This is a genomic window from Paenibacillus sp. FSL L8-0470, from assembly GCF_038008625.1.
Lineage (GTDB): Bacteria > Bacillota > Bacilli > Paenibacillales > Paenibacillaceae > Paenibacillus_AQ.
In genome coordinates this window covers 4,856,567-4,873,761 of sequence record NZ_JBBOZM010000001.1, presented here as the reverse complement: position 1 = coordinate 4,873,761, position 17,195 = coordinate 4,856,567, and the positions used below count along the sequence as shown (strand labels likewise).

Below are 17,195 nucleotides of genomic sequence, written 5' to 3'. Positions count from 1 at the left end.
TATTTATTGCAAATCATATATTTAAGTTTGGTCAACTTGAGAGGAGGACGTTTCTTGAAACTGCGTCTTGTGCCTGTACTGCTAACGTCTCTGTTGTCTGCTGCACTGCTCTTTGGCAGCTTTTATGCTTATCGTCAATTTGCGGTCCATGAGCCGCTTGATAAGATAGTATCGGCTTATGAAGGTGTTAATCATTCACATATTACTATTAACCGCAATGAGGTAACCTTGAAACTGGATTTGAAACCTGGCACGAAATTGCGCGAGCTGGTGCAATACGTGAACACTGAAGGCAAGTCAGCCATTAATGGACGGTCGCTCAAGCTGGACGTTGATCAGCATTCCAGTAAACTGCTGGACGAATATTGGGATAAAGCGATGTTCTCAGTAGCAGAAGCGATGGAAAGCAAAAAGTATACACTTATACCTGCTAAACTAGATGGATTGAAAGAGCAATTTCAGGAATACAAGAATGTAACTGCAACAACTGAAATTGATGACAACAACGTCTATGTGAGCCTGAGCAACGGTGAAGAGAGCAAGTTCATCATTTTACCGCGTGCAGCGGCAACGATGGGAGTGTGGAACAATGCCTAAGTGGTGGAAAGAGATTATAGCCGGATTTGTTCCGGTCCTGCTGATATTTATGGCTTTTGTGGGCATTAACATTATTCCTGTCATCATAGCAGCCGGTATGGTTTGTGCACTCCTGGTGATCGCCCATTTGCGCGGCGGGTTGACGGTGAATGCGGGCGGGGACAAGAAACGCAAGAAGAATGGCCCTTCCAAGCTTACGTTTGAAGAAATCGGCGGTCAGGATAACGCGAAGCAGGAGTTGCGGGAAGCGCTTGATTTCCTGATCCGGCACGAAGAAATCAGCAAGTTCGGGATTCGTCCGCTTAAAGGGATCTTGCTTACAGGCCCTCCGGGAACTGGTAAAACGCTGATGGCCAAGGCTGCGGCTCATTATACCAATTCCGTGTTCGTTGCCGCTTCAGGCAGTGAATTCGTGGAAATGTACGTCGGTGTCGGTGCCGGACGTGTCCGTGACTTGTTCAAGGATGCCCGGACCCGTGCAGTGAAAGAGAATAAGCAAAGCGCCATTATCTTTATTGATGAAATTGATGTTATCGGCGGCAAACGTGAAGGTGGCCAGCAGCGTGAATACGATCAGACGCTTAATCAGCTGCTGACCGAGATGGACGGGATCTATAACAATGATACACCGCGCATTCTGCTTGTTGCGGCAACAAACCGCAAGGAAATGCTGGATTCAGCGCTGCTGCGTCCCGGCCGCTTTGACCGTCATATCCAGGTGGATATGCCTGACAAGAAGGGCCGCAAATCAATCCTCGATCTGCATGCCAAGAATAAGCCGCTGCATGCTGAGGTGAATTTAGACAAGATCGCCGAGGAAGCCTACGGATTCTCCGGTGCACAGCTGGAGAGCGTCATGAACGAAGCGGCGATTTATATGATGCGCGAGAAACTGACCGAAGTCGAGCAGCGCCATCTGGCGATGGCGATTGACAAGGTGATGATGGGCGAGAAGACTGACCGCGAAACCAATCATGAAGAGAAACAGCGGGTGGCCATCCATGAGCTTGGACATGCTATTATGGCGGAGCTGCTGCGTCCGGGCAGCGTCAGCCAGGTTACCTTGACTCCGCGTGGACAAGCACTTGGTTATGTTCGTCATAACCCGCAAACCGAGCAGTATTTGTATACCAAGGATTATCTGGAGAATCAGATTATGATCGCGCTTGGCGGAGCAGCTTCCGAGGAGATGTATTATGGGGGCCGCAGCACAGGTTCACGCGGCGATTTCGATCAGGCGCTGAATATTGTCGAGACCATGATGAAGTCGGGACTCACGTCACTTGGGATCGCCAACCTGGAAATGGTAACTACAGAAGAGCTGATGAAGGAAAATAGCAAGATTCTGGATGAGCTCATGGTTCGTACCCGGGACCTGCTGGAGAAGCAAAGAAATGTATTTGATTACTCTCTTGACATTTTAATGAAGGAAGAAGTCCTCTCCGGAGAGCAATTTCGTTGTCAATTTCGTGACAGTGTCCTTTTACCGGCATAATTCTTTATGCCGGTTATTTTTTTTTACTTTTCAGACATGCTAAGATATTATTATATGTCGGGCTACATATTTTTTACGACAGAAAAGGTACAATACAAAAGTATAGATACCTGAAAGGATGGAGACTTTTTTATGAATTTTAAAAAAATAGGTGTCATCGGCGGTGGCACAATGGGACAAGGGATTGCTGAAATGCTGGCAGCCAAGGGTCTTGATGTTATGCTGGTGGAGAAAAACACGGAAAGACTGGAATACTCCTACGAAATGATCGAGACAAGTCTTGATAAACAATTGGAGAAATGGGCGATTACCCAAGCAGAAAAGAAACTGATTCTTAGCCGCATCCAAAAAGTGACACATTTCGCCGAGCTCAGCTCGTGTGATATGGTCATCGAAACAATTACGGAAGACCTGGAAGCTAAGCAAAAAGTATTTAATCAGCTCGACCAAGTGTGCCCGAGCCACATTATTCTTGCCAGCAACACGTCAACGCTCAGCTTGACGGAGCTTGCCAGCTCTACAATGTACCCGGAACGCGTAATCGGCATGCATTTCATACATCCGGTAGGTAAGGTGGATCTTGTGGAGATTGTACGTGGACTGAAGACATCTGACAGTACCTTCGAAGACACCAAAGCTTTTGTTGACGAGGTCGTTGAGAAAAAAGGCGTAATGATTTATGAATCCCCAGGATTTGTTAGTTCGCGCCTTATTTGCTTGTTCATTAACGAAGCTATGCATGTTCTGCAGGAAGGTGTCGCTTCCCCAGAGGATATTGACGACGCAATGCGCATCGGTTATCAGTTCCAGTATGGACCGCTTGAAATGGCTGACCGTTTCGGTCTGGATTCGATTCTTGCCGCACTGGATAACATGTTCCGTGAGTATGGGGAACTGAAATACCGTCCATCGACTATTCTTAAGAAGATGGTGCGTGCGGGACAACTGGGCATGAAATCGGGCGAAGGCTTCTTCAAGTATGACAAGGATGGTGACCGTGTATGAACGTATTAGTAATTAACTCAGGAAGTTCTTCTTTGAAATATCAGTTGTATAATATGACAGATGAATCTGTATTGGCCAAAGGGCTGGTAGAACGCATCGGGATGGATTCTTCCATTCTGAACCATAAGCCAACAGGCAAACCGGAAGTCACTGAAGTCAGTGAAATTCTGGAACACAATACCGCCATCCGCAAGGTTCTGGCTTGCCTGACAGACAGCGAGCATGGCGTAATCAGTTCGATCGAAGAAATTAATGCCGTAGGCCACCGTGTAGTTCACGGGGGAGAATTCTTCAAGGAATCCTCATTGGTTGATGGCGATGCCAAGTCGAAGATCCGTCAATTGTTCGACCTTGCTCCACTGCATAACCCGGCTGCTGTGATGGGGATTACGGCTACAGAAAAGAATATGCCCGGCGTTCCGCAGGTTGTTGTGTTTGATACAGCCTTCCACCAAACGATGCCTGAGAAGGCTTATATGTACGCTATCCCAAGAGTGCTCTACAACAAATACAAAGTCCGCCGCTACGGAGCACACGGCACCTCGCATGATTTTGTCAGCAAAGCTGCAGCGGAATATCTTGACCGTCCGCTCGAGGATCTGAAGATTATTACTTGTCACATCGGTAATGGTGCCAGTGTTACTGCGGTTAAAGGCGGAGTATCTATTGATACTTCCATGGGGATGACACCACTGGAAGGTCTGATGATGGGAACACGCAGCGGTGATCTTGACCCGGCAATCGTTCCTTATGTGATGAACAAGGAAGAGCTGTCCGTAGGCGAAGTGAATTCCATGCTCAACAAACATAGTGGATTGCTGGCTATTTCTGGCATCAGCAGTGACATGCGTGATATTATTGATGGTGCAGAAAAAGGCGAGCCTAACTCTACGCTTGCTTTTGAAATGTATGAATACCGTCTGCGCAAATACATCGGTTCTTACGCAGCAGCTATGAACGGTGTGGATGTTATCGTGTTCACTGCCGGCGTGGGTGAGAATGCATCCCTGTTGCGCGAAAGAGTGTTGAATCAGCTTACGTTCCTCGGAATCGAACTGGATACAGAAGCCAATAAGGTTCGTTCCGGTGATCCGCGCCGCATCTCTACAGTTGATTCCAAGGTGCAGGTGCTTATAGTACCGACGAACGAAGAGCTTGTTATTGCACGCGATACCTATCGTATTGTGCAAGGGGTTAACGGCTAAACTAGAGGAGAGATCGTAGGCATGGCAAACAAGAGTGTAATTAAACGCGTTAATGAACATGTCGGAGAGAGTGTTGTTATCGGCTGTTGGGTAAACAACAAGCGCTCCAGCGGTAAAATTCAATTCCTGCAGCTCCGGGATGGTACAGGCTATATCCAGGGGGTTGTTGTAAAATCCGAAGTGCCTGAGCAGGTCTGGGATGATGCCAAAAGCCTTACCCAGGAAAGTTCCTTGTATGTGACCGGCATTATCCGCGAAGAGCCGCGTGCTCAATCGGGATATGAGATGACCGTGACGGGCATCGAGGTTCTGCATCTTACCGAGAACTACCCGATCACACCGAAGGAGCATGGCATCGATTTCCTGATGGATCATCGTCATCTCTGGCTCCGCTCCGCGAAGCAGCGGGCCGTACTGGTGATCCGTGCAGAGATTATCCGCGCTATTCAGCAGTTCTTTAATCAGAACGGGTTCACAAAGGTGGATCCGCCGATCCTGACACCGACATCGGCTGAGGGCACTACCAACCTCTTCCACACGAAATATTTTGATGAGGATGCTTATTTGACGCAGAGTGGCCAGCTTTATATGGAAGCTGCAGCAATGGCGCTGGGCCGCGTGTATTCCTTCGGTCCTACTTTCCGTGCTGAGAAATCAAAGACCCGCCGCCACTTGATCGAGTTCTGGATGATCGAGCCGGAGATGGCTTTCACGGATCACGAAGAAAGTCTGAAAGTTCAGGAAGAATTCATCAGCTTTATCGTACAATCGGTACTGACCAACTGTCGTGCTGAGCTGGAAGCGGTAGGCCGCGATGTCTCCAAGCTGGAGAATATCAAAGCGCCGTTCCCGCGTATTACTTATGATGATGCGATTAAGTTCCTGAACGATAATGGTCATGAAATTGCCTGGGGCGACGATTTTGGTGCGCCGCATGAAACCGCAATTGCTGAAGCCAATGACAAACCTGTCTTTATTACGCATTATCCGGCTTCGTTCAAGGCTTTCTACATGAAGCCGCATCCTGAGCGTCCTGAAGTTGTACTCTGTGCGGATATGATTGCTCCGGAAGGTTACGGGGAGATTATCGGCGGATCGCAGCGGATCGACGATCCGGCATTGCTGGAGGAACGTTTCAAAGAACATAATCTTTCGATGGATAGCTATAAATGGTACATGGATCTGCGCACCTACGGTTCAGTGCCACACTCCGGCTTCGGTCTTGGACTCGAACGCACAGTGGCCTGGATTTGTGGTCTGGATCATGTGCGAGAAACGATACCGTTCCCTCGTACGCTGTACCGTCTCTACCCGTAAGGGCATAAAGGGGGCTGGTGCATGGACGGCAAAGGATGGAGTACATGGGGCGAAGGAATGGCTGCTGGTCTTCAGAATGGAATGGCCATCATTCCTTATGCACTCTTGAAGCATTACCGGAAGCTGAATCTCAGCGGCAGTGAGGCGATGCTGCTGATTCACCTTCTGTCGTTCCGGCAGGTAGAGGGCATCGACTTTCCTTCGCTGGAGGAACTGCAGGCTGTAACAGGCCGAAGTATCGCTGTCATAGCGGGAGAACTGCAGAAGCTCATGAAGGAAGGGTTTATCAGCATCGACGAAGATAATGATGAGCTGAGAGATATCCATTATGAGCGCTACAACTTCTCTGGAATGTATACAAAGCTGGGTGCTTATCTGGCTGAAGCTGCGAAAGAGGCTTTAGAGGATAAGAACGCTGGAACGGCTCCTTCACGCGAGGCAGCCCGCTTTGCTACCGGTTTTCCCGTTCTGGACGGGGGATACGGCAGAACGGCTGTCGCTGTACCCGGCAAGGCCGCTGATGAGAGCCGTAGTCTGTTCAGTATCTTCGAGAAGGAATTCGGCCGTCCACTGTCTCCGATGGAATGTGAAACAATCTCCGGCTGGGTGGATCAGGACCGGTACCCGGAAGAGCTGATTCTGCTTGCCTTAAAAGAATCGGTATTCGCCGGGAAGGTTCATTTCCGCTATATTGACCGCATCTTGCTGGAATGGGCCCGCAACCGGGTGAAAAACGCCGAGGATGTTAAGAACTACACACAGAAGTTCCGCAGTGGTGGAAGATAGCGGCACAAACGGAAGAATCCTGTTGCTGGGAATAAAGCAACAGGGTTCTTTTTTGTTGTTTGCAACAATCGAAGTGAGGATGAGGTTAAAAAAGCTGAATAATAAGAAGCCCGCGCCATTCCGTGAGGAAAGTGGCTGCGGGCTTCTGTGCGATCCTGAGTTGCATGGGCTGGAGTTTAGGACAGTTCCTTCTCCAGCGCAACACCCATCTCGCGTGAGCGTTCTGCACAGCGGTTAACTGCGGCTATGACCGATTCGAAGAAGTCGGCCTTTTCAAGCACCTCAATGGCTGCTTGCGTTGAGCCGTTTGGCGAAGTGACCTTCTTGCGCAGTGCTGCCGGTTCCTCACCCGTCTGCTGCACCATACGCGCAGCGCCGAGGACAGTCTGCACGGTCAGCTCGGTGCTTTGCTGCGGTGGAAGTCCGCCGCGGATGCCGGCAGCGATCATCGCTTCCATCATGTAGTAGATATAAGCCGGACCGCTGCCGGAAATTCCGGTTAAGGTCTCCATTCGTTCTTCCTCAATCACAGCTGTAATACCAACGGATTCAAAGATGTTGAGCGCCGTACGGCGTCCTTCTTCATTAACTTCTTTGGAATACACAATTCCTGTAGCTCCAAGGCCGATGGAACTGGAAGTGTTGGGCATCGTACGCACAACAGGCTGAGAGGTGCCCAACAGGCCATGAATCGTGCGGACGGTCAGACCGGCTATTACGGAGATCACCAGCTGATCCGGTGAGAGCACAGATCCTAATACGCGCAGCGCTTCGGCAGCGTCCTTGGGCTTCATCGCCAGGACAATGACTGGAGCCGTCCGCAGATGTTCAATTTTTTGTTCCGGATCATTGCAGCCAAGCACGCCATAACGGCTGCGCAGCTCAGCCAAACGCTCGTTGCTGCTGCGGTTCAGCATAACGATATTGTTGGAATCAATGACATTTCGGGCAATCATGCCCCGTACAATTGCTTCTGACATTGAGCCTGCGCCATAAAAAAGAATTTTATGATTGATCAGTGGAATTGCGGGTTGCTGACACATGGCTAAAAGTCCCCCTTGTTCTTTGTACTAACTCCGGATTTGGCCGGAGCCATATATTTTATATTTGCATGAAGTGAGCGCGGGCAGGCCCATCGGGCCGCGGGCGTGCAGCTTCTGGGTGCTAATTCCGATTTCGGCGCCGAATCCAAATTCAAAGCCGTCTGTGAAACGGGTCGAAGCATTATGGTATACAGCTGCTGCATCCACTTCCTGCAGGAAACGGGCTGCATGTTCAGTATCTTCGGTTACAATACACTCGGAATGTTTGGTACTGGACTCGGCAATATGCCGCAGCGCTTCTTCCAGTCCGCTGACTATCCGGACGTTAAGAATATAATCATTGTATTCTGTCGCATAATCCTCCGCAGTAACCGGCAGTGCCCAAGGTACAAGGGCAACCGTTTCCGGACAACCGCGTAATTCTACAGAAGCTGTGCGGAAGGATTCCGCAAGGGAAGGTAAATATTGTATGGCAAAGTCGCGATGAACGAGTAGCGTCTCCATGGAATTGCATACGGACGGGCGCTGGGCTTTGGCGTTCAGGCTGATTTGCTCTGCCATATCAGGACGGGCACTTGCGTCGAGATAAGTATGGCATATACCCGCACCTGTTTCAATTACCGGAACAGTAGCGTTGAGCACAACATTCTGGATCAAGGAACTTCCGCCGCGCGGGATAATGACATCCAGCAGCCCGTTAAGTTTGAGCATCTCATCGACGGAGGAACGGTTTGGGTCCTCAATCAGCTGCAGTGCACCAGGCGGCACCGCGGTTTGGGCCAAGGCGGCATGCAGCACTTCAACAATTTTGCGGTTCGAGGACAGGGCAGAAGAGCCTCCCCGCAGAACTACGGCATTGCCTGTCTTAAGGCAGAGACCGGCCGCATCCACGGTAACATTGGGACGGGCTTCGTATATAATCCCGATCACGCCAAGGGGTACGCGGATTTTCTCAATGGAGAGACCGTTCGGACGGTTGATGGTTTCCAGCGTGTCGCCGATAGGGTCGGGCAGCACGGCGATTTGCTGCAGACCTTCTGCGATGCTGTTGATCCGTCCGACATCAAGGGCGAGCCGGTCTAGCATCGACTCTGGAGTGCCGGCCAGCCGGCCGCGTTCCAGATCTTCGCCGTTAGCGGCAATGATGGCTTGAGCTTCGCGGCGCAGGGCCTCCGCCATTACTAGCAGCGCTTCATTTTTTTGACCGGTAGTCAGGCTTGCCAGTACACCGGTTGTTTCTTTGGCCAATGTGGCTTTATTCACGACTTCACTCATATCCGTTCCTCCTAAAGTTTTATTAGCCAAGCGTTCAGAAACGTCTTTTATTATGTCTGAATCAACATATTGTTGACTTACTTAGGGTCAATCATCAACCCGGACGTTACCGTAAAGTAATCCATTCATCACGGTGGATGACCTCAAGCCGGTGTACTTCGCCCAGCTTAGGCACAATCTCACGGCTGGGAAGCCCCTGAATGCTGCGGAGCTGGGCGTCATCATAATTCACAATGCCCCTTCCCAGCAGCTTGGCGTCTGGACCGAGTACTTCTACAACGTCGCCGGAGTGGAAGCTTCCTTCGATCCGCTTGACCCCTACGGGGAGCAGACTATGGCCCCCGTGGAGCAGTGCTTCAACGGCTCCGTCGTCCACATAGAGGGAACCAAGCGGCGTGGACATGAAACCGAGCCACTGTTTTTTGACGGGGAGAGAAGAGAGTGTGGTGGCAAAATAGGTGCCTTTGCCGTCGCCTGTTGCCGCCAGCTCCAGATCGCCGGGTTCGGTGGCTCTGCCGATAAATACCGGCACTCCGCCACGGGTTGCAATCTTCGCGGCATCAATCTTGGAGCGCATGCCGCCTGTCCCTACGCTGGAGCCTGCACCGCCGGCGATTGCATAAATCTCCGGTGTAATTTCCTCCACTTGCCGGTAACGAACGGCATCGGGATGCTTGCGCGGGTCTCCGCTGTATAATCCGTCCATATCCGTGAGGACGAGCAGACGCGTTGCCTTCAGCAGGTTGGCAACCAGAGCGGAGAGAGTGTCGTTGTCGCCGAATTTCAGCTCGTCGACAGATACGGTGTCGTTCTCGTTAAATACCGGTACGGCACCCTGGCGGAGCAGTTCTTCCACCGTCATTACGGCGTTGTTCATCGCCCGCCTGCTGCAGAAATCGGTGCGGGTCAGCAGGATCTGTGCAGTGGGTATTCCCTGCTGCGCGAACGCTTCCTGGTACGCCTGCATCAGCAGGACCTGTCCAACCGCCGCCGCTGCCTGCTTCTCATGCAGAAGCTTCGGACGGGACGGGTAGCCGATGCCGCGGAATCCGGCCGCTACAGCGCCGGAGGTTACTAGCAGGACCTCGCAGCCAGCCTGGCGGAGTGCGGCAATCTCGGCAGCGAAGAAGGCCACGGCGGAACGGTTTAACCCGCCCTCCGGACCGGTAAGTGAGCTGCTGCCGATTTTGACTACGATTCGTGTCGTCATTGTTCTTCACTTCCTTCTTAAAATAATAAAGATAACCCAGAAAACGACAAAAAGCCCCCATCCTAAGACTTAGCAAAGGACGAAAGCATTGATTACTTCCGCGGTACCACCTTCATTGATGAGGGTTCATCCGACTTCATTCTCATAACGGGAGTTTCCGTCCTGCAGGGGCAGGCCGCTCGGGGGTAGGATTCAGAAATGATAACCGCGGTAAATCCTCTCAGCCTGCCGGAATTTACTCTCTGCTCGCGGATAGAGACATTTTCTTACTGGTCCCGTCTGCACGTTTCACTATTTGACATTTAGAATACCACGGTAAAGTGTGGTTTGCAAAGGGAGAACGAACTAATATTTTTTGGGAATAGCGGGAGTTTCCAATATTATGTTTATTCTCCGGGAGAATTTTAGAATCAGGCCATTCGGGAGTTTGTAGAGGAGAAAGCCGGTGATTCCGGAACAAAGGGACCGCTTGAATACAAAAAAATGCCCTTTCGTTTCCATTGCCGGAGCCGAAAGGGCATTTTTAAGGCGACACAATAATCATTTTGTTCTGTGCTACTCATCTGCCAGACCGGCAACGGTTGCTTTGAAAGTGCCGATGAAGGCTTCTGCGGCTTTGGACAAATAGCGGCCCCTGCGGTACGCAATCACCAGGGTTCGGCTTGGCACTGGTTCGGCCAGCGGCAGATAGACGGGAACAAACTCGCTGCGCGGGGCACGGGCGATAAAGTGTGGCACGAGTGTAACGCCCATTCCGGTAGCTACGAGGGATTGAACCGTCTCCATATTGTTGCTTTCAAACACGATGCGCGGCTCAAATCCGGCTTCGCGGCATAGCTCCACCGTCATTTTGCGGAACCCTTGGCCTTCTTTAAGCACGATGAACGGCTCATCCTTTAATTCTTCAAGAGAGGTGCGTGTACCCTTTGTGCTCCGGGAAGCCAAAGGATGCTCCGGCGGCACGGCCAGATCAATCCGTTCTTCACCAAGCACCTCGTAAGCAAGAGTGGGGATTTCCAGCGGGAGCGAAAGCAGGCTGAGATCAGTCTGGCCGCTTGCAGTCAGTTTCTCGAGATTCATTGAAGAATCCTCAAGCAGTGTAATTTCCACATCGGTATATTTCCGCTTGAACACTGGGAGTACATGGGGCAGCAGATGTGCTCCGGTGATCGGCATGCTGCCTACCACCACACTTCCCGTACGAAGCTGGGAAATATCAGACATTTCCTGGCGCAGCAGCTCCACAGCGTCGATAATCGCTCCTGCCTGTTCCACAAACTTGTGCCCGGCATGGGTAAGCTCTACCGAGCTAGTATTGCGCTGAAACAGCATGACCCCAAGCTCTTTCTCCAGCTTGGACAGCTGCTGGCTGAGCGAGGGCTGGGCGATATGCAGTTTATCCGCAGCACGGGAGAAGTTCCGTTCCGCCGCGATTTGCAGTGCATACTGTAATTGTCTTAGTTCCATTAGTAAGCTCCTTGAATGAACATCATTGCTTATAAGTATAACCTATAGTAAGTCAGTTTAATATAGGTTGGGTGACCTGGCCAGAAGATGGTGTATTCTACAATACTCCGCGAAAGTACATGATGTGCTATTTCCTAGTCCGGTCAAACCATTAGCTTATAGGCCTACCCTATCAGTTCTATAGAAATCATATCTTGGAATTATAAACGGGGCGATGTTATATTTAGATCATTCAAGAGGGACTCCACACTCTCTTCCATTGAACGATTCTACTATATGAGGTGAAGACATGAGCAAGAAGACAATGTTTGAGAAGATTTGGGATAATCACGTAATCCATCAAGAGGAAGGTAAGCCTAGCATTATTTATATTGATTTGCATCTGGTTCATGAAGTTACCTCTCCACAGGCCTTCGAAGGTCTCCGTCTCAGCGGACGCCAAGTCCGCCGTCCCGGCCTTACTTTTGCTACCATGGATCATAACGTCCCTACGAAAGACCGTTACAACATTACAGATCCGATCTCCAAACAGCAGATTGACACGCTGTCGCAGAATTGCCGTGATTTCGGAGTCAGATTGTTCGACCTGAATGATATCGATCAAGGTGTCGTGCATGTTATGGGCCCGGAAATCGGCCTGACACATCCCGGCAAAACCATTGTCTGCGGCGACAGCCATACTTCCACGCACGGAGCATTCGGCGCACTGGCCTTTGGTATTGGCACAAGTGAAGTTGAGCATGTTCTGGCTACCCAGTGCTTGCAGCAATCCAAAGCCAAAACGATGGAAGTCCGCTTCATCGGCAACCGTAATCCTGGAGTGACTGCCAAGGATATGATTCTCGGTGTCATTGCCAAATACGGCACTGATTTTGCAACAGGCTATGTTATTGAATACACGGGCGAATCCATCCGTGAGCTGTCGATGGAGGAACGCATGACCGTCTGCAATATGTCAATCGAAGGCGGGGCAAGAGCGGGGCTGATCGCTCCAGATGAAACTACCTTCAACTACCTGCGTGATCGCCAATATGTCCCTCAGGGTGCCGCTTATGATGCTGCCGTTGAAACTTGGAAAGGCCTTGTAAGCGATGAAGGTGCAGAATATGACACAATTGTTGAGTTTGATGTGGAATCTTTGATTCCGCAAGTGACCTGGGGAACTAGCCCGGGCATGGGCACAGACATCAATTCCAGTGTGCCGAACCCTGCTGATTTCCCGACTGAAAATGAACGTAAAGCCGCTGAAAAAGCGCTTGAATATATGGATCTGGCACCAGGCACACCTATTTCGGAAATTCCGATTGATTATGTCTTTATCGGTTCCTGCACGAATGGCCGGATTGAGGATTTGCGTGCTGCAGCCGAAGTAGCCAAAGGACACAAGGTATCCGACAAGGTTACGGCAATTGTTGTACCGGGCTCCGGACGTGTGAAGCTGCAGGCGGAGAAGGAAGGTCTCGATGTAGTGTTTACGGAAGCAGGTTTTGAATGGCGCGAAGCGGGCTGCAGCATGTGCCTGGCGATGAACCCGGATGTACTTCAGCCTGGACAACGCTGCGCATCGACCTCGAACCGCAACTTTGAAGGACGCCAGGGCCGCGGTGGACGCACGCATCTCGTATCCCCGGCAATGGCCGCAGCGGCTGCAATCAAGGGGCGTTTCACCGACGTCCGCGACTGGAACTACAAGACGGAAGCCGTCAATTCATAGAAATCGTAGAGAGAGCGGGAGGATACAACAATGGAAGCTTTTAAGAAATTAACAGGAATCGTTGCCCCGGTTGACCGGGTAAATGTAGATACGGATGCTATTATTCCGAAGCAGTTTTTGAAACGGATTGAACGGACTGGATTTGGACAATTTCTTTTTTATGAATGGCGTTTTGACGAAGCGGGCAATGACAATGCCGCTTTTGAGATGAATAAACCGCGCTATAAAGGCGCATCTGTATTGATTTCGCGGGCCAACTTCGGCTGCGGCTCCTCCCGGGAGCATGCGCCGTGGGCGATTATGGACTATGGCTTCAAAGTAGTAATTGCCCCATCTTATGCAGATATTTTTTACAACAACTGCTTCAAGAACGGGATTCTTCCGATCAAACTGTCGGAATCGCAGGTCGATGAGCTGTTCAGCCGTACGGCAGCCTATGAAGGCTACAACCTGACGGTTGACCTTGAGAACAACACGCTCAGCGATGAATACGGACTGGTGATCAGCTTTGAGCTGGATGAGCACCGCCGCCAGTTCCTGCTGCAGGGGCTCGATGATATCGGGCTGACACTTCAGCATGCGGATGAAATCGCCGCCTACGAGGAGCGCCACGCGGCAAAGCTGTTTTCGTAAGCGATGTAAAGAGCACGTCCAGTCATAGGGGAAACGGAGTTTTATTCCTGAAGAATACGTAATCTTTACAAATTTTACACAAAACTTCTATTTCCGGGTGTCGGAAATAGAAGTTTTTTTGCTATAATCGATATATTCATTGCCGCAGAAGGCAACTTTTGGAGATTTCTGTCGTCTTAATCTTATCTATGTATCTATCATTTACCAGAAGGAGAGGAAAAGAAAGGATGAGAAGAGCCGGACAACGGGTGTTATTTTTGCTGCTGCTGCCACTGTTACTGCTATCATTCGCCGGCCATGAAGCTGCCGCCGCCGGAAGCGGGACAGGCAAGATTATTATGGATAATCAGGAGCTGACAATGCCCAAAGGCGCCAAAATTGAATATGTCGATGGAAGCGTTATGATTCCTATTCGGGTTGTTGTGGAGAATCTGGGGTTCAAAGTCGACTGGGAGCCGAAGTCGCGTAAAGTAACCGTTCAACAGGATGGCAGAAGCGTGCTGCTGGCCGTAGGAAGCAAAACGGCTGAAGCCGATGGAACTACACTAGCTCTAAATGCGGCACCCAAGCAGAATAATGGAACTGTACTAGTGCCTATCCGATTTGTAAGTGAGCAATTTGGGCTTATAGTGGGCTGGGACAACAGCGACAAAACTGTCTATTTAAGCGGCGGTTCTACAAGCGGTACGGACATTTCTGCAACTCCAGCGCCGTCCGCCAGCTCAACACCGGCGCCTGTTTTGAGTCCAAGTCCAACCCCTGTCCCGAATGAAACTGGATCAGAGGGAGAGATCGTGACAGGAACCGCAGGCCCAACACCAACGCCGATCCCCGGCAGCGGCGGTACGATAGTTACGTCTCCTCAGATCATGGGGGCGGTGTTCAGCGAAAATCGTTTGATCGTTTCCGCCACGGGTGGAGCCAAGCCTACTGTTACCAAGATGAGCGGCCCTGACCGGATTGTGGTTGATTTCCCCAATACCTCGTTCGCGGCGGATTTCGTTGGCAGTCTGCCTGGCACAGCCCCTAACGGCAGTCCGCAAGGCAAGCTGGATGTTACCGGTTACCCATTGATTTCGGAAGTCCGTTATGCGCTGTTCAGTTCCAATCCCTCTACCGTAAGGTTCGTTATTCAAACGATCGGAACACAGCCATATCAGGTAAGTACTGACGACAGCACCGGGCTGGTTACAATTGATTTAAATGTAGTGGCTAATGGAGGCAGTACTACCGTAGGACCGGGAATTACAGGCAAGCCGGTTGTCGTTCTCGACGCAGGACACGGCGGTAAACAATCTGGAGCCGTTAGCCTGACAGGGAAGCTGGAGAAAAACTTCAATCTCTCAGTTGTGAATAAGGTTGGGGCACTGCTTCTGCAGGAAGGTCTGGTCGACGTGGTGTTTACCCGCACAGATGACAGTACACTCGGTCTGCAGGACCGGGTCGTAATTGCTGAAGCAAAACAAGCGAACCTGTTTATTTCAGTGCATGGAAACTCGCTGGACCTTAAATATCCCAACAGGGAAAAGATCAATGGCAGTGAGACCTACTATTCCCGTACTGAAAGTCTGCCGCTCGCCCAGGTCCTCCATAAGCATCTGGTCGCGGGAACAGGCTTCAAGGACAACGGGATCAGGAGCAAAAGTCTGCATGTTACAAGAGAAACTACAATGCCGGCAGTGCTGCTGGAGGTAGGTTATCTTACCAATCAGGGGAATGAGGCGGGCATGTATGATAGCCAGCTTCAAGACAGGCTGGCTAGGGAAATCGTAGCCGGAATTAAGGAATATTTGGGATTATAGATATAGAATCTTGTTAATAGAGCGCGGAATTACTAGCTTTTTAATGGGATTTATTCGCAACTTTTAGCGGATACCAGCGTCTAATCAATGTCGAGGGTTGTCAATGGCGAGATCATCATGAACGCCGTTCTCTGGCGGAATACTAGATTCTTAGAGGTGAAGAATGAAGAAATTTGCTTTTACGCTGTTGCTGCTGCTCTTTGTACTGGTATTGCCGGAGCATGGACATGCTGCTGCCGGGAATAAGATCTATCTGGATGGCCAGGAGCTGACAGCAGGGCAGGATGCGCCGGTCGAAAATGTAAAGAACTCAGTTATGGTGCCGCTAAGAATGATCGCCGAAAACCTTGGCTATAAGGTGGATTGGGATCAGAAGAGCAAGACGGTTACAATTGAACAGCAGGGCAAGACGATCAAACTGATCGTGGATCAAACGGCAGCTTTCGTTGATGACAAAACCGTGATTCTCACGGCGGCGCCAGTAGCGCGCGGAGGTACTACACTCGTTCCGATCCGGTTTGTCAGCGAGCAGTTTGGCCTTACTGTCACCTGGGATAACGCCCAGAAGACTGTAAACATTATTACCCCGGAAACTGGCGGTAATAACACCGGTTCAGAGGGAAGTTCTGGTGACGGTGGATCAACCGTCGTTGTTCCTCCGGCAGAGTCGACAAGCGGCCTGACAATGGTGAATGGCATCAGCTTCAGCGAGAACCGTCTAACCATTGCAATGGATGGTAGCTCCGCGCCGAATATAACAAAGATGACAGGGCCGGACCGGATTATTATCGATCTGCCAAATGCCACGTTCTCGGATGTGTTCGGAAGTGGACAAGAACTTGACCCTAACCTGAATGGCAAACTTGCTGTAACGGATTACCCGGATGTATCAGGTGTACGTTATTCTTTGTACAGTACAAGCCCTTATACCGTCCGCTTTGTAATTGATTTGAACACTTCCAAGAACTATAGTCTTGAAGTATCAGGTGATGCCTCCAAGCTGGTTGTGGTTGATCTGAATGCGCAAAGCACAGAAGATACGACGACACAGCCCGGCAATAACGGCCGGAAGCTGGTGGTGCTGGATGCCGGCCATGGGGCCAAGGATTCCGGAGCTGTAGGGGTTACCGGTAAATATGAGAAGAATTTTAATTTGGCCGTTGTTCTTAAAGCAGCAGAACTGCTGAAACAGGAGAATAAAATCGATGTAGTTCTTACTCGCAGCGATGATACGTTCCTGGAATTAAAAGACCGTGCGGGTATGGCCAATAAGCTTAAGGCCGATCTGTTTATTTCCGTCCATGCGAACAGCAGTGGTTCATCGGCTGCAAGTGGAACAGAAACATATTATCAGCGGGAAGCAAGCAAGGCACTGGCGAAAGTGATGCATAAGTATCTTGTCAAGGCGACCGGGCTTAGCGACCGTGGTGTGAGGTATGGCAATTTCCACGTCATTCGTGAGACGACAATGCCTGCCGTACTACTTGAAGTAGGTTACTTAAGCAATAAAGGCGATGAATCGCTGTTGTTCTCGGAAACATTGCAGAACAATGTGGCAGCATCCATGGTCAGTGGGATTAAGGAATATCTGGGAATGTAACAGCAAACTTAGCGGCAGATGAGAGCTGCAAAGCCAGCTTTCGGCC

At 50.5% G+C, this 17,195-nt stretch carries 14 protein-coding genes; 10 read left to right on the top strand and 4 right to left on the bottom strand.

Features of this window, described 5'->3' with window-relative positions:
* The first annotated feature begins 54 nt into the window (after positions 1-54).
* From NST99_RS22285 to NST99_RS22260, 6 genes are all read left to right on the top strand, one after another.
* Positions 55-597, top strand: a complete 543-nt coding sequence (locus NST99_RS22285) for a hypothetical protein (RefSeq protein ID WP_341094447.1) — start codon at positions 55-57, stop codon at positions 595-597.
* A complete protein-coding gene (locus NST99_RS22280) occupies positions 590-2,092 on the top strand; it encodes an AAA family ATPase (RefSeq protein WP_341094445.1) in 1,503 nt (500 codons plus the stop codon). The genes NST99_RS22285 and NST99_RS22280 overlap by 8 nt, the downstream gene beginning before the upstream one ends.
* 132 nt (positions 2,093-2,224) lie before the next feature.
* The gene (locus tag NST99_RS22275; protein ID WP_341094443.1) at positions 2,225-3,097 is read left to right on the top strand and encodes a 3-hydroxyacyl-CoA dehydrogenase family protein; all 873 of its coding nucleotides are present in this window, start codon (positions 2,225-2,227) and stop codon (positions 3,095-3,097) included.
* Positions 3,094-4,302 (top strand): acetate/propionate family kinase, encoded by a 1,209-nt coding sequence (locus tag NST99_RS22270; protein WP_341094441.1) that lies wholly within the window; start codon positions 3,094-3,096, stop codon positions 4,300-4,302. The genes NST99_RS22275 and NST99_RS22270 overlap by 4 nt, the downstream gene beginning before the upstream one ends.
* A 21-nt stretch (positions 4,303-4,323) precedes the next feature.
* The gene (gene asnS, locus NST99_RS22265; protein ID WP_038594390.1) at positions 4,324-5,619 is read left to right on the top strand and encodes an asparagine--tRNA ligase; all 1,296 of its coding nucleotides are present in this window, start codon (positions 4,324-4,326) and stop codon (positions 5,617-5,619) included.
* A gap of 21 nt (positions 5,620-5,640) precedes the next feature.
* A complete protein-coding gene (locus NST99_RS22260) occupies positions 5,641-6,405 on the top strand; it encodes a DnaD domain-containing protein (protein ID WP_341094439.1) in 765 nt (254 codons plus the stop codon).
* A 176-nt stretch (positions 6,406-6,581) separates the two neighbouring features.
* On the opposite strand, the gene proC is transcribed toward NST99_RS22260, so the two are convergent.
* From proC to NST99_RS22240, 4 genes are all read right to left on the bottom strand, one after another.
* Positions 6,582-7,448, bottom strand: coding sequence for a pyrroline-5-carboxylate reductase (proC, locus tag NST99_RS22255; protein ID WP_341094438.1), 867 nt, complete (start codon positions 7,446-7,448; stop codon positions 6,582-6,584).
* 27 nt (positions 7,449-7,475) lie between these two features.
* Positions 7,476-8,723 carry a glutamate-5-semialdehyde dehydrogenase gene (locus NST99_RS22250; RefSeq protein WP_341094436.1) on the bottom strand — a complete coding sequence of 416 codons (1,248 nt, stop codon included), beginning with the start codon at positions 8,721-8,723 and terminating at the stop codon, positions 7,476-7,478.
* 106 nt (positions 8,724-8,829) lie between these two features.
* A complete protein-coding gene (gene proB / locus NST99_RS22245) occupies positions 8,830-9,933 on the bottom strand; it encodes a glutamate 5-kinase (protein WP_341094435.1) in 1,104 nt (367 codons plus the stop codon).
* 555 nt (positions 9,934-10,488) lie between these two features.
* Positions 10,489-11,400, bottom strand: coding sequence for a LysR family transcriptional regulator (locus NST99_RS22240; protein ID WP_341094433.1), 912 nt, complete (start codon positions 11,398-11,400; stop codon positions 10,489-10,491).
* Between the two features lie 289 nt (positions 11,401-11,689).
* Between NST99_RS22240 and leuC the strand changes: the two genes are divergently transcribed.
* The 4 genes from leuC to NST99_RS22220 all read left to right on the top strand — a co-directional run bounded on the left by leuC (position 11,690) and on the right by NST99_RS22220 (position 17,149).
* A complete protein-coding gene (leuC, locus tag NST99_RS22235) occupies positions 11,690-13,114 on the top strand; it encodes a 3-isopropylmalate dehydratase large subunit (RefSeq protein ID WP_341094431.1) in 1,425 nt (474 codons plus the stop codon).
* A 30-nt stretch (positions 13,115-13,144) separates the two neighbouring features.
* A complete protein-coding gene (gene leuD, locus NST99_RS22230) occupies positions 13,145-13,747 on the top strand; it encodes a 3-isopropylmalate dehydratase small subunit (protein ID WP_341094430.1) in 603 nt (200 codons plus the stop codon).
* 227 nt (positions 13,748-13,974) lie between these two features.
* The gene (locus tag NST99_RS22225) at positions 13,975-15,549 is read left to right on the top strand and encodes an N-acetylmuramoyl-L-alanine amidase (protein WP_341094428.1); all 1,575 of its coding nucleotides are present in this window, start codon (positions 13,975-13,977) and stop codon (positions 15,547-15,549) included.
* A gap of 163 nt (positions 15,550-15,712) precedes the next feature.
* On the top strand, positions 15,713-17,149 hold the full coding sequence (locus NST99_RS22220; RefSeq protein WP_341094426.1) for an N-acetylmuramoyl-L-alanine amidase family protein: 1,437 nt from the start codon (positions 15,713-15,715) through the stop codon (positions 17,147-17,149).
* Positions 17,150-17,195: the final 46 nt, after the last annotated feature.

Excerpts from the sequence above, each read along its gene's own strand:
- NST99_RS22280 (WP_341094445.1), top strand. The coding sequence starts at position 590 with ATGCCTAAGTGGTGGAAAGAGATTATAGCCGGATTTGTTCCGGTCCTG.
- NST99_RS22275 (WP_341094443.1), top strand. The coding sequence starts at position 2,225 with ATGAATTTTAAAAAAATAGGTGTCATCGGCGGTGGCACAATGGGACAA.
- NST99_RS22240 (WP_341094433.1), bottom strand. The coding sequence starts at position 11,400 with ATGGAACTAAGACAATTACAGTATGCACTGCAAATCGCGGCGGAACGG.
- NST99_RS22225 (WP_341094428.1), top strand. The coding sequence starts at position 13,975 with ATGAGAAGAGCCGGACAACGGGTGTTATTTTTGCTGCTGCTGCCACTG.
- proB (WP_341094435.1), bottom strand. The coding sequence starts at position 9,933 with ATGACGACACGAATCGTAGTCAAAATCGGCAGCAGCTCACTTACCGGT.
- NST99_RS22260 (WP_341094439.1), top strand. The coding sequence starts at position 5,641 with ATGGACGGCAAAGGATGGAGTACATGGGGCGAAGGAATGGCTGCTGGT.
- NST99_RS22250 (WP_341094436.1), bottom strand. The coding sequence starts at position 8,723 with ATGAGTGAAGTCGTGAATAAAGCCACATTGGCCAAAGAAACAACCGGT.
- leuD (WP_341094430.1), top strand. The coding sequence starts at position 13,145 with ATGGAAGCTTTTAAGAAATTAACAGGAATCGTTGCCCCGGTTGACCGG.
- NST99_RS22270 (WP_341094441.1), top strand. The coding sequence starts at position 3,094 with ATGAACGTATTAGTAATTAACTCAGGAAGTTCTTCTTTGAAATATCAG.
- NST99_RS22220 (WP_341094426.1), top strand. The coding sequence starts at position 15,713 with ATGAAGAAATTTGCTTTTACGCTGTTGCTGCTGCTCTTTGTACTGGTA.
- proC (WP_341094438.1), bottom strand. The coding sequence starts at position 7,448 with ATGTGTCAGCAACCCGCAATTCCACTGATCAATCATAAAATTCTTTTT.
- leuC (WP_341094431.1), top strand. The coding sequence starts at position 11,690 with ATGAGCAAGAAGACAATGTTTGAGAAGATTTGGGATAATCACGTAATC.
- asnS (WP_038594390.1), top strand. The coding sequence starts at position 4,324 with ATGGCAAACAAGAGTGTAATTAAACGCGTTAATGAACATGTCGGAGAG.